This window comes from Mycetohabitans endofungorum, assembly GCF_037477895.1.
GTDB lineage: Bacteria > Pseudomonadota > Gammaproteobacteria > Burkholderiales > Burkholderiaceae > Mycetohabitans.
This window is the reverse complement of record NZ_CP132744.1, coordinates 981,994-995,565: the sequence shown is the minus strand read 5'-3', so window position 1 is coordinate 995,565 and position 13,572 is coordinate 981,994. Positions and strand designations below refer to the sequence as shown.

Below are 13,572 nucleotides of genomic sequence, written 5' to 3'. Positions count from 1 at the left end.
CATACGAGATACAATCGGGTTTCTACTGCAGCACAGCGGTATCCATGATGAGCGACCTGAACGCAGAAGCCAAGACCTCGATCCAGGTAATCAACCGGATGATGCGGCTGCTCGACGCGCTCGCCGCGCATAGCGATCCTGTCAGCCTCAAGGAACTCGCGCAACGCACCGAGCTTCATCCCTCGACCGCCCATCGAATCCTGAACGACATGGTAACGTGCCGGCTCGTCGATCGTTCGGATCCGGGCACGTACCGCCTGGGCATGCGTCTGCTCGAGTTAGGCAATCTGGTCAAAGCCCGGTTGTCGGTGCGCGACGCCGCGCTCGGCCCAATGCGCGAACTGCACCGGCTCACTGGGCAAACGGTGAACCTATCTGTTAGGCAGGGTGACGAAATCGTCTATATCGAACGCGCCTATTCGGAGCGCTCCGGCATGCAGGTGGTCCGCGCGATCGGTGGCCGCGCGCCGCTGCATCTGACGTCCGTCGGCAAGCTGTTCCTGGCCGCGGACGAAGCATCGCGCGTGCGCGCCTACGCAACGCGCACCGGGCTAGCCGGCCATACGCAGAACAGCATCACGGATCTAGCAAAGCTAGAGCGCGAACTGGCACACGTGCGCCAGCAAGCGTGTGCACGTGACAATGAGGAACTGGAACTAGGCGTGCGATGCATCGCGGCTGGCATCTATGACGACAGCTCGAAACTGGTGGCGGGCCTGTCACTGTCCGCGCCGGCGGACCGCTTGCAAAACGCATGGCTCGCGCAGCTCACCCATACCGCGCTGGAAATTTCACAGGCGCTCGGGTACCAGCCGCCGGCGAACACCACCACGGCTGCTGCTGCCGCGTGAAATGAACGGTTCCACCGTCCGCCAGGTATCGCCGGCGAACGATAGACCCGCGAACGCGCGCCGGCCCGGCCAACGCCAATGCGCAGATTGACCGCACACCGGCACACGGGTGCAGTTCAGGTGCCAGCGCCGTTGGTCTGTGCGCTCGTCACACGTTGCACTCCGCCAGTGTCCATCCAATTGCGCAACCGTTGTGCATCGGCAAAGCGCGAATACTTGCCAAACGAGTCCAGCAGCACCATGATCACGGGCCGGCCATGGATCGTCGCCTGCATGACCAGGCATTCGCCGGCCTCGTTGATAAAGCCGGTTTTCTGCAACCCGATATCCCACGAAGCGTTGCGCACCAGCGCGTTCGTGCTGTTATAGGCGAGCATGCGCTTGCCGGTGAACACATCGTAGCTGCGGTCAGTGGAGAACTGGCGGATCAGCGGATACCGATATGCCGCATTGACCATCTTCGCGAGGTCGCGCGCGCTGGACACGTTCTGCGAGGTTAGGCCGGTCGCGTTCTGGAAATGGGTTTGGGCCATACCCAATTCGACGGCCTTGCGGTTCATCGCTGCGATGAACCCGGGTCGGCCGCCGGGATAGTAGCGCGACAGCGCCGCGGCGGCGCGATTCTCCGAGGCCATCAGCGCGATGTGCAGCATATCCTCACGCGACAACGTCGAGCCGATCAACAATCGGGAACCGGTGCCCTTCTCGTAGTCGCGGTCCTCGTCGGTCACCGTCAGCCTCTCATTGAGCGGTGCCTTCGAATCCAGCACGACCATCGCGGTCATCAGCTTCGTGATCGACGCGATCGGCACGACTGACGCCGAGTTCTTGTCGTACAGTACCTCACCGGTGTTCTGATCGACCATGAAGCCCACCGTCGAGCGCAACGCCACGCTGCCGTCGGACTGCAGCGTGAACGCGCCTACTGCGGGCCTGGGCTGGTACGCGACCCGGCGCACGGCCGCATGGTGCGTACGGCCCTTCAGCCGCGCCGACACGCGCCGTTTCGACGGCTGCGCGGCGGCCTGCCGCACCACCTTGCTCGAGCGCGCGGCGCGGGCTTGCCGGGTCCTGGACGGGTGCTTCGCAGTCCATGCCTTGCCACCTTTGCCGGCGGTAGCATGGCGCGCACGGGATTCGCGTGCTTCCTTCGCGGCGGTGACGGCATACGCGTTGGCCGGCGCGACCAGCGCAGCCATCAGCATGGCTGAGCCGGCGATGGACAACGCCGTGCCAAAGGCAGCGACACAGATGCCTTTCAACGACGAAAACAAGGTGCTTTTCATTCGTGTTATGACCGGATTTCCGAAAGTGTAGCCAAGCCCGGAATGACTAACCTATTAGGCACTTATCGCCAATACTTCATCCAAGACCTGTCAGGCGTTCAGGGCAGACAATCGAGCCTTGCAGTGTAATTGAAATCAGTAATCAGGCGCGTACGGTAGTTCGCTACACCGTCGCTTAACGGTGCCTACCTCCGACTTAACGGTTTGGTGCCACCGATGTTGAACCAGGTTTGCCTCGAGACAGCACAAAGATGCCTTTCTCGTCGCGCGCCGCGCTACAACAAATCAATGACTCAAACGTTCTCGAAATTGACACACAACGGTGCGTGTACATCCCGACCAGGCGAAGCGCGGTGTGCTGAGACGCTGCGTTGAGCGAGCCGCGCTGGCTGCGGCCCCATCGGCTTACGCCGCTAAACACTTGTTTATTAAGCTGAAGCCTGATTTGTGCACTGCACAAAAAAACTTGACACGCGCGCAAACACACCTAAAATGCGTATTCTGCTGCACTGCACAACAGCGCGGCGGCCTTTCTCCCCACCAGCGGCCCCGCCAGGGTCGGTCAGGAGCGCAAGCATGAATCTGTTGACCCCCGAGCAAATCGCTGCCGCCCAGAAGGTGAATTTGGAAACGTGGTTTGGTTTGGCGAACAAAGCGTTCGAAGGCGCCGAAAAACTCGTTGAGCTAAACCTAAAAGCGGCGAAGGCGACACTGGCCGAATCTCAAGAAAACGCGCACCGCATGCTGTCGGTGAAGGATGCGCAGGAGCTGTTGTCGCTGCAAACCAGCCTGGGGCAGCCTGCCGCGGAGAAAGTCCTGTCGTACGGCCATCACCTGTACGAGATCGCGTCGGCCACGCAAGCCGAATTCGTCCGCGTTGCCGAAGCGCAGTACGAGGAACAAAACCGCAACGTGCAGGCGTTGGTCGACAATGTTGCGAAAACCGCGCCGGCTGGCTCGGAAACCGTCGTCTCGGTGTTGAAATCAGCGATCACCGCCGCGAACACAACCTACGAAACGGTGCAAAAGGCCACAAAGCAGGCAGTTGAGATCGCTGAAAGCAACTTCAACGCCGCCGCCACTGCTGCGTCGAAAGCTGCTCAGCAAGCTGCCGCACAGGCATCGCGCACCGCCAAGAAGTAACGGCTACCCGCTCGGCGTCATGGAGCTAGCAGCGCCCAAGGCAACGGTGTGGTGCATGAGCCCATGCCGGTGCAAGGCTGAACAGCACGATGGTATCCGTTCCACGCGCTGGCGCCCTGCGCCATGCACTTTTGCCGGTGCGCCAGCAAAGCGCGACTCGATGTCTCACGCAATGCGCCGTTGAATGAGCCGACACCTCGACGAGGCATAGAGCAGGCCATTTGATAAGGCGAAGGCTATCTGAACGCGCCCCAACGGTCTTGCACGTATTCGCGACGAACCGGCACAGCCCGCGTTAACGGCCCATGTTACTTTTTGCGCTGTGGCGGCAGATCGGTGCAGACGCCTTCGTACAATTCCGCGGCCATCCCAACCGACTCCCCGAGCGTCGGGTGCGGATGAATCGTCTTGCCGATATCCGTCGCGTCCGCGCCCATTTCCACGGCCAGGCAAATCTCGCTGATCAGATCGCCCGCATTGAGTCCGACGATACCGCCGCCGATCACGCGATGGGTCTGTTCATCGAACAGCAACTTCGTAAAGCCCTCGTCCCGGCCGTTCGCAATCGCGCGCCCGGAGGCAGCCCACGGAAACACAGCCTTGCCGTACTGGATGCCTTCGGCCTTCAGTTGCGCCTCTGTCTTGCCGGCCCATGCGACCTCGGGGTCGGTGTACGCCACCGAAGGAATCTGCAGCGCATCAAAGTAAGATTTTTCGCCGGCGGCGGCCTGCGCTGCCACATGCCCTTCATGGACCGCCTTGTGAGCGAGCATCGGCTGACCCACGATATCGCCGATCGCATAGATATGCGACACGTTGGTACGCATCTGCTGATCGACCTCGATGAAACCGCGCTCGGTCACTGCAACGCCGGCACGCTCGGCGCCAATGCGCTTGCCGTTCGGACTGCGCCCGACTGCAACGAGCACCAAGTCGTAGCGCTGCGGATCCGTTGGCGCATGCTCGCCTTCGAAACTCACATAGATGCCGTCCGGCTTAGCTTCAGCAGCCGTGGTCTTGGTCTGCAGCATCACGTTTGCAAAGCGCTTTGCGTTGAACTTCTCCCATACTTTGACGAGGTCCCGGTCCGCGCCCTGCATCAAGCCGTCGAGCATCTCAACCACGTCAATGCTCGCGCCGAGCGTTGAATACACGGTGGCCATCTCGAGCCCGATGATCCCGCCACCGATCACTAGCATCCGCTGCGGGATTTGCGGCAGCGCCAACGCGCCAGTGGAATCGATAACGCGTGCGTCGTCAGGTAGAAACGGCAGTTTCACGGCTTGCGAGCCGGCCGCGATAATCGCCTGCTTGAACCGCACGATCTGCTTGCCGCCGTCGGTCCGCACCTCGAGATGATAAGGGTCGACGAATGCCCCAACGCCGGTCACCACCTGCACCTTGCGCGCCTTGGCCATGCCAGCGAGCCCGGTCGTCAGCTTACGCACCACGCCGCTCTTGAACTCGCGCAGCTTACCCAAATCGATCTGCGGCTTGCCGAGCGTGATCCCATGCGCTGCCAGCGCCGCCGCCTCGTCAACGATGGCGGCGGTGTGCAGCAACGCCTTCGACGGAATGCACCCGACGTTCAGGCAGACGCCGCCCAGTGTCGGATAGCGCTCGACGAGCACAGTTTTCAGGCCGAGGTCAGCGGCGCGGAACGCGGCCGAGTACCCGCCTGGGCCGGCACCGAGCACCAACACGTCACATTCGATATCGGCGCTGCCACGATAGGCCGCAACCGGCGCACCGGCTGCAGGCAGCGCTGCCGACGTCGGCAGCGACGCGCTCGCCAGCCGCGCGCCTGACGCGGCCGGCGATGTCGGCGCCGACGCGGGGGCCGGGGCGGACGCGGTGGCCGCAGCCGGCGACTGTGCCGCGGTACGGCTATCATCAGCACGCTCCGCCTGGTCGGCAACCTCCATGATCGCAATCACGGTGCCCTCGGACACATTATCACCGGCCTTGACCTTGACCTCCTTCACGGTGCCGGCGTAGTCGCTCGGCACCTCCATCGAAGCCTTGTCGCTTTCTAGCGTCAACAGCGACTGTTCCTTGTGGATCGTATCGCCAGGCTGGACCAATACCTCAATCACGCTGACGTCCTTGAAATCGCCGATGTCAGGCACTTTCACTTCAACGAGACTCATCCACGTCCCCTTCTTGTTCGCGCAACGGGTTGATATCGTCTAATCACAGCATCACGCGGCGGAAATCCGCGAGGATCTGGACCAGATACGCGTTGAAGCGCGCGGCCTGCGCGCCATCGATCACGCGATGGTCGTACGACAGTGACAGCGGCAGCATCAACCGCGGGACAAACTGCTTGCCGTCCCAGACCGGCTTGTAAGCGCTCTTGGACAAGCCGAGGATCGCTACTTCCGGTGCATTGATAATCGGCGTGAAATGCGTGCCGCCGATGCCACCAAGCGACGAAATCGAAATCGAGCCGCCCTGCATCTGGTCTGGCTTCAGCTTGCCTTCACGAGCCAGCCTCGCCAGTTCCGCGGTTTCCTTCGCAATGTCGAGCACACCCTTGTGGTCAGCCTCCTTGAGCACCGGCACGACGAGCCCGTTCGGCGTATCGGCCGCAAAGCCAATGTTGAAATATTGTTTGAACACCAGGTTCTCGCTGTCCAGGCTGGTGTTGAAGGTTGGGAATTTTTTCAACGCAGCGACAACCGCCTTGATCACGAACGCGAGCATTGTCACCTTGATGCCCGCCTTCTCGTTTTCCTTGTTTAGTTGCACGCGCAACATCTCAAGCTCGGTAATATCGGCTTCGTCGTTGTTCGTCACGTGGGGGATCATGACCCAGTTGCGATGCAGGTTCGCCCCAGAGATCTTCTTGATCCTTGACAGCGGCTTGGCCTGCACCGGGCCGAACTTCGCAAAGTCGACCTTCGGCCAGGGCAGCAGGTCCAGTCCCGCGCCGCCCGACGCAGCGGTTGCGCCCGCCGGCACGCCGCGCTGTCCGGTCATCACGCCCTTCACATAGGCGGTCACATCCTCGCGCGTGATCCGGCCCTTCGGGCCCGTGCCCGGCACGCGCGCGACCTCGACACCCAACTCGCGCGCGAACTTGCGCACCGACGGGCTCGCGTGACTGGCGCGGTGTGCGCCGGCAATCGGGATCACCGGCGCCTGCGCAAGCGCAGACGGCTCGCGAGCGCCACTGGCCGGCGTTGACGCAACCGGCAGATCCAAAGGCGGCTTGACCGGCTTGGACGCAGTAGCCGGCTGCGCGGCCGGCGCAGGCTGCGCTTGCTCGGAGGCCGCACCACCGATGCTCTCCAGCACGACGATCAGTGTGCCTTCTGAGACCATGTCGCCGACGTTGACTTTCAGCGCCTTCACCGTACCGGCGGCCGGGCTCGGCACGTCCATCGTTGCCTTGTCCGATTCCAGCGTGAGCAGCGACTGCTCCGGTTCGACGACGTCGCCTACCTTCACGTGCACTTCAATCACCGGCACGTCCTTATAGTCACCGATATCGGGAACTTTGACCTCGCGCACGCCGCCGGCCCCATCCGACGCAGCCTGGGGTGAGGACGCAGTGGGCGCGGCCGGCGATACAGGCCGAGCTGAGGACGCAGCCGCAGCGGCCGGCGGCGCAGGTGTGGCAGCGGACGCTGAGCTTGCGGCGGACGCCTGGCCCGCGGCCGGCGCAGCGGCTGCGGCGGATTGCGCCGCACTGTGACCGTTAGACGCCGGCGCACTGCTCGCGCGATCGAGGATCACGATTAGCGACCCTTCGGAGACCGTATCGCCCTGCTTAATCTTGACTTCCTTGACGACACCGGCGCTCGGGCTCGGCACGTCCATCGTCGCCTTGTCCGACTCGAGCGTGACCAGCGATTGCTCCGGCTCGACGGCATCGCCCGGCTTGACCAGCACCTCGATCACCGGCACGTCCTTGTAGTCGCCGATGTCCGGCACCTTCACTTCGATCGCTTCACTCATTGATTTTGTCTCCATCAGCCACGCGTGTGCGACAGCCGGCCACGGCTGTCGCACACGGAGCAGCGCATTCGCGCGATGCGGGAAAATGGCGTTAGACTGTCACCGGATTCGGCTTGGCCGGATCGAGCTGGTATTGCTGCAGCGCTTGCGCCACCCGCTTGCGGTCAATCGTGCCTTCGTCGGCCAACGCGTGCAGCGCGGCCACCGTGACCCAATAGCGGTCGACTTCGAAGAAGTGACGCAGCTGCTCGCGTGTATCAGAACGACCAAAGCCATCGGTGCCAAGCACCACATAGCGACGCGGCACGAATGCGCGGATCTGCTCGGCCAGCGAGCGTACATAGTCAGTCGACGCGATCACCGGCCCCTGCGTGTCCTTCAGCAAGGTCTGCACGTGCGACAGCTTGGGCTCGGCGAGCGGGTTAAGCAGATTCTGGCGCTGTACTGCGTGCCCTTCGCGGGCCAGTTCGATGAAGCTCGGCACGCTCCAAAGGTCGGCGGCCACGCCCCAATCGTTTTTCAGTAACTCGGCTGCGGCAATCACTTCGTTCAGAATCGTGCCAGCGCCGAGCAATTGCACGCGCGGAGCGTCCTTGTCCGCTTCAGCCTTGCGCAATGAATACATGCCCTTGACGATGTGCTGCGCGACATGCTCGCCCTCGGGCATCGCCGGATGCTCGTAGTTTTCGTTCATTACCGTCAGGTAATAGAACACGTCCTGCTGCTCCTGCACCATGCGGCGCAAGCCATCCTGGATGATCACCGCAAGCTCGTAGCCAAATGTCGGATCGTAGCTGACGCAATTGGGGATCGACGACGCCCACAACAGCGAATGCCCGTCCTCATGCTGTAACCCTTCGCCATTGAGCGTTGTGCGTCCCGCGGTGCCGCCGAGCAGGAAGCCGCGCGAGCGCATGTCGCCGGCGGCCCAGGCCAGATCGCCGACGCGCTGGAAGCCAAACATCGAGTAGAAGATGTAGAACGGCACCATGATCTCGTTGTGCGTCGAGTACGATGTCGCCGCCGCGATCCAGTCGCAGATGCCGCCCGCCTCGTTGATGCCTTCCTGCAGGATCTGCCCGGTCGTCGATTCCTTGTAGAACATCAGCTGGTCGGAATCTTCCGGCACGTACTTCTGCCCTTCCTGGTTCCAGATGCCGATCTGGCGGAACAGCCCCTCCATGCCGAACGTGCGCGACTCGTCCGGCACGATCGGCACAATCCGCTTGCCGAGCGCCTTGTCCTTGAGCAGGATGTTCAAGATCCGCACGAACGCCATCGTCGTGGAAATCTCGCGTCCCTCACCGGTGCCCTTGAGCACCGGTTCGAACGCGCAGAGCGGCGGCACGTCCAGGGACGTATCGGCCTTCATCCGTCGCTGCGGTAGATAGCCGCCGAGCGCCAGCCGGTGCTGACGCATGTACTCAAGCTCCTTTGAACCCTCGTCGAACTTCAGATAAGGCACATCGGCGATCTCGTCGTCCGAAATAGGCAGCCGGAACTGGTCACGGAACTTCTTCAGTTGGTCCACCTGCATTTTCTTCTGCTGGTGGGTAATGTTCATCGCCTGCCCGGCCTCGCCCATCCCGTAACCCTTGATGGTCTTCGCCAGAATCACGGTCGGCTGGCCAACATTATGCTGCGCCGCATGAAATGCCGCGTAGATCTTATGCGGATCGTGGCCGCCTCGGTTCAAATTCCAGATGTCATCGTCGGACCAGTCCGCCACCAGCGCCTTGAGTTCCGGCGTGTTGAAGAAATGCTCGCGCACGTAGGCGCCGGACTCCGACTTGTACGTCTGGTATTCGCCATCGACGACTTCCATCATCCGGCGCATCAACGCGCCCGTCTTGTCGCGCGCGAACAGCGAATCCCAGCGGCTGCCCCAGATCACCTTGATCACGTTCCAGCCCGCACCGCGGAATTCGGACTCCAACTCTTGGATAATCTTGCCGTTGCCTCGCACCGGCCCGTCCAGCCGCTGCAGGTTACAGTTGATCACGAACACGAGATTGTCCAGCTTCTCACGTCCGGCCATGCCGATCGCACCGAGCGATTCCGGCTCGTCGGTTTCGCCGTCACCGAGGAAAGCCCAAACCTTGCGCCCGGCGGTCTTCGCAATGCCGCGCGCCTCCAGGTAGCGCATGAAACGCGCCTGGTAGATCGCCATGATCGGGCCTAGGCCCATCGACACCGTCGGGAACTGCCAGAAATCTGGCATCAGCCACGGGTGCGGATACGATGAGATGCCCTTGCCCCCGACCTCCTGCCGGAAGTTGTCCAGTTGTTCCTCGGTTAGTCGGCCTAACAGGAACGCGCGCGAATAAATGCCGGGCGACGAGTGGCCCTGCACGAACACCAGGTCGCCGCCATGTTCGGCGCTCGGCGCGTGCCAGAAATGGTTGTACCCGACGTCATAGAGCGTGGCGGCCGACGCAAACGAGGCAATGTGTCCACCGACGTTCGTGTGCTTGCCGGCGCGCAGCACCATCGCCAGCGCATTCCAGCGCGTGTACGAGCGGATCCGGTGTTCGATGTCCTGATCGCCGGGGTTCTTAGCCTGCGCGGACACGGGGATCGTATTGATGTACGGTGTGTTTGCGGAGAACGGCAGATGCTCGCCATGGACCCGCGCAAATTCGATCTGCTTCTCGATCAGGTAATGTGCGCGCTCAGGGCCTACGGCCGACAGCACGCCATCCAACGCCTCGAGCCATTCGGCGGTTTCTTGCGGGTCGTTGTCTTTTTCGGCGGTGACATACTTCATCACTTCCTCGGGTACGGCGGACATGAGCGTCTCCTGGTCCTGGTATGGGGAACGTGCAGCACAAAGTGACCAGCTACCGCGCGCGGGTCCGCCTGCGGGATCGCGCGGCCGGAAGCGGCATCCTGGCCGGGTGGCCACCGAATTGTAAAGACCCGGTCTGAGCCTGCGCAACAAAATTTTCAAATGACGAGATGATTTCTCGCCATATGAAAAATTGCTGCGATGCAACCCGAAAATCTGGCATCCGTCTGGATTCTATCGCTGCATTGCCGCGAACTGCTCGCTTTGTGCTTTTAACCCTGCGCTACAATCTCCTCTATGTTGACCGAACGGCTCCTCGCTCGTGCAGCGCGGCCCGGGCCGACGCCGCCGCCCAACCGCTGGCACCACGGCCCGTGGTGGTCCAACTCTTACTTGCTCACGCCGCTCGTGTCGATCGTGGTGTTCCTGATCGTAATGAGCCTGATTCTGTGGAGCCTGAACCGGCGCGAGCAACAGCAGCAGGAAGACACGCTATATCGCAACGTCGCGTGGGCCCAGCAACAGATCCGTCTGTCAATGACGAGCGCGCAGGAACACATTGCCGCCCTCGCGCGCGACATTGCCGCCGGTCACGGTGACGCGCGGACCTTCCAGACAGCCGCCAGCGCTGTGATGCAAAGCCATCCGGAAATCATCTACATGAACTGGCTCGACGGCTCGCAGACGCCGCATTGGGCCAGCACCCCGGAGCCGCACGTCGGCTCTCGGCTGGCCAAGCCAAACAATGCGCAATTGTACGATGCGATCCGCGCTTCGTTCACTGAAGCACGTGCCTCGCGCCGGCAGATCTACTCGGCGCTGCTCTACGACGACTTGCGCAACGGCTACGTAACGCTGCAAACGCCGATCTTCCATGAGCGCGAGTTCCTCGGCACGGTGGCCGCCGTGTTCTCGGTTCAAGGTATGCTCAAGCACGACATTCCGGCCGAGCTGTCCGCGAAGTACAAGATTTCGATCATCGATCCGAGCCACCGCGAGCTATCCACCACGTCCACCCGCCCGCGGCTGCCGCGCGATGCGTATTACGATCTACCGCTCGATCCGCCGGGCCATAGCCTGGCGGTGCGCGTGTACTCGTATCCGCAACTAACCAATTTCACGAACAACACGCTGGTGTGGCTAGTGGCCGGCCTGTCGTGCTTCGTGTTATGGAGCCTGTGGAGCTTATGGAAGCACACGCGGCAGCGCTTCGAGGCGCAACAGGCGCTGTACGCGGAAGCGTTCTTCCGACGCGCGATGGAAAACTCGGTGCTGATCGGCATGCGCGTGCTCGATATGCAAGGACGCATCACGCACGTGAACCCGGCCTTTTGCCGGATGACCGGCTGGGACGAAAGCGACCTGGTGGGCAAAACCGCTCCGTTCCCGTACTGGCCGCGCGAAGCCTGCCCGGAAATGCACCGGCAGCTCGACATGACGCTGCGCGGCAAAGCACCCTCGTCGGGGTTCGAGTTGCGGGTGCGCCGCAAGGATGGCTCGATCTTTTACGCGCGGCTGTATGTATCGCCGCTGATCGACAGCTCTGGGCGCCAGACCGGCTGGATGTCGTCGATGACCGACATCACCGAGCCCAAGCGCGCGCGCGAGGAGTTGGCCGCCGCCCATGAGCGCTTCACCACCGTACTCGAATCGCTGGACGCAGCAGTCTCGGTGCTGGCGGCAGACCAGGCCGAACTGCTGTTTGCCAACCGCTATTACCGGCATCTATTCGGTATCCGCCCGGACGGACACCTGGAATTGGCAGGCTCCGGCCTTGACACGGCAACCCAGGCGTCGAACGACTCGATCGACCTGGTTGACACCTACGCCGGCCTGCCGGCCGCCGCGCTGACTGAAAGCACGTCGGACGCGTGCGAAATCTACGTACAAAGCATCCAAAAGTGGTTTGAGGTGCGTCGGCAATACATCCAGTGGGTCGACGGCCATCTTGCGCAGATGCAAATCGCCACGGACATCACGCAGCGCAAGCAAGCCCAGGAACTGGCGCAGCAACAGGACGAAAAGCTGCAGTTCACCAGCCGCTTGATGACGATGGGCGAAATGGCTTCGTCACTAGCGCACGAGTTAAACCAACCGCTGGCGGCGATCAACAACTACGCATCGGGCACCGTTGCCCTGGTGAAGTCCGGCCGTGCGTCGCCAGAAAACCTTTTACCGGTGCTCGAGAAAACGTCGCAGCAAGCGGTGCGCGCCGGCATGATCATCAAGCGCATCCGCGCATTCGTCAAACGCAGCGAGCCGAAGCGTCAACGCACGAAGATCAGCGACATCATCGCGGATGCGGTCGGCCTGGCCGAGATCGAGACGCGCAAGCGGCACATCCGCATCGTCACCGACATGCGCGCGCGGCTACCGGTCATCAATGTCGACCCGGTACTGATCGAGCAGGTACTCGTGAACCTGCTGAAAAACGCCGCCGAGGCGATGGCTGATGCCCGTCCCAACGCAATCGATCCCGTGATCCGCGTCGAAGTGCGCATCGTCGCCGATGACCAGTGCGTGCGCATCAGCGTGGTGGACCAGGGACCGGGCGTGGACGAAGCCACCGCCGAGCATCTGTTCGAGCCGTTCTACAGCACCAAGTCGGATGGCATGGGCATGGGGCTGAACATCTGCCGCTCGATTATCGAGTCTCACCGGGGACGTCTGTGGGTCGTCAACAATATTGAGCCCGATGGCCTCGTGACCGGCTGTACCTTTCATTTCACGTTGCCATTTGGCGAAACCGAAGAACCCACGCAGCATGGGTCCGCAGCGGCCGCGCCGCAAACTGTTACGGGAGAACTATGAGCAGCCCAGTCACCACACAACAAGAAACCGTCTTCGTTGTCGACGATGACGAGGCAGTCCGCGACTCGCTACGCTGGCTGCTCGAGGCCAATGGCTACCGTGTCCAGTGCTTCTCCAGCGCCGAACAGTTTCTCGATGCTTACCAGCCATCGCAGCTCGGCTGCCTGATCCTGGACGTGCGCATGTCCGGCATGAGCGGGCTCGAGTTGCAGGAAAAGTTGATTGCCGAGCATGCCATGCTGCCGATCATTTTCGTCACTGGCCACGGCGACGTGCCGATGGCCGTGTCGACGATGAAGAAAGGCGCGATGGATTTCATCGAAAAGCCGTTCGACGAAGCCGAGTTGCGCAAGCTGGTCGAGCGCATGCTCGAGCGTGCCCGCACCGAAAACTCGACCGCGCAGCAGCAGCGGGCGACCGCCGAGCGCCTGTCCAAACTGACCGCGCGCGAGCACCAGGTACTCGAGCGCATCACCGCCGGGCGGCTGAACAAGCAAATTGCTGACGATCTCGGCATCTCGATCAAGACGGTCGAGGCGCACCGCGCGAACATCATGGAAAAGCTCAACGTGAACACGGTGGCCGACCTGCTGCGCCTTGCCTTGTCAAAAAAGCAGTAGGAGCCGCGTCAAACAACGGATGCGCGAACGAAGCCGGTCGCCCAGGGCGGCCAAGCCACTCGCCCGTGGCGGTATAATCAGCCCTTTCAGGCCGTGTGCAGCCACTTGCC

At 62.1% G+C, this 13,572-nt stretch carries 8 protein-coding genes; 4 read left to right on the top strand and 4 right to left on the bottom strand.

From position 1 onward, the window contains the following. Positions 1-47: 47 nt before the first annotated feature. Positions 48-851, top strand: coding sequence for an IclR family transcriptional regulator (locus RA167_RS04485; RefSeq protein ID WP_076787806.1), 804 nt, complete (start codon positions 48-50; stop codon positions 849-851). A gap of 116 nt (positions 852-967) precedes the next feature. Here RA167_RS04485 and pbpG read toward each other — a convergent pair whose 3' ends face one another. Next, positions 968-2,137: a D-alanyl-D-alanine endopeptidase gene (gene pbpG / locus RA167_RS04480; protein ID WP_076786667.1), complete on the bottom strand. Its 1,170-nt coding sequence runs from the start codon at positions 2,135-2,137 to the stop codon at positions 968-970. A 576-nt stretch (positions 2,138-2,713) separates the two neighbouring features. On the opposite strand from pbpG, the gene RA167_RS04475 reads away from it, so the two are divergent. Further along, a complete protein-coding gene (locus RA167_RS04475) occupies positions 2,714-3,280 on the top strand; it encodes a phasin family protein (RefSeq protein ID WP_076786665.1) in 567 nt (188 codons plus the stop codon). A gap of 308 nt (positions 3,281-3,588) precedes the next feature. Here RA167_RS04475 and lpdA read toward each other — a convergent pair whose 3' ends face one another. The 3 genes from lpdA to aceE form a co-directional block, all read right to left on the bottom strand. Further along, entirely contained in the window at positions 3,589-5,430 is a 1,842-nt protein-coding gene (lpdA, locus tag RA167_RS04470; protein ID WP_076786663.1) for a dihydrolipoyl dehydrogenase, read from the bottom strand. Between the two features lie 43 nt (positions 5,431-5,473). Next, on the bottom strand, positions 5,474-7,243 hold the full coding sequence (aceF, locus tag RA167_RS04465; protein WP_076787804.1) for a dihydrolipoyllysine-residue acetyltransferase: 1,770 nt from the start codon (positions 7,241-7,243) through the stop codon (positions 5,474-5,476). Between the two features lie 91 nt (positions 7,244-7,334). Continuing rightward, a complete protein-coding gene (gene aceE, locus RA167_RS04460) occupies positions 7,335-10,034 on the bottom strand; it encodes a pyruvate dehydrogenase (acetyl-transferring), homodimeric type (protein WP_076786661.1) in 2,700 nt (899 codons plus the stop codon). A 294-nt stretch (positions 10,035-10,328) separates the two neighbouring features. On the opposite strand from aceE, the gene fixL reads away from it, so the two are divergent. Both fixL and fixJ read left to right on the top strand, forming a co-directional pair. Beyond that, complete coding sequence (gene fixL / locus RA167_RS04455) at positions 10,329-12,842, top strand: oxygen sensor histidine kinase FixL (protein ID WP_076786659.1); 2,514 nt, start codon at positions 10,329-10,331, stop codon at positions 12,840-12,842. After that, positions 12,839-13,462, top strand: a complete 624-nt coding sequence (fixJ, locus tag RA167_RS04450) for an oxygen response regulator transcription factor FixJ (protein WP_076786657.1) — start codon at positions 12,839-12,841, stop codon at positions 13,460-13,462. The genes fixL and fixJ overlap by 4 nt, the downstream gene beginning before the upstream one ends. Positions 13,463-13,572: the final 110 nt, after the last annotated feature.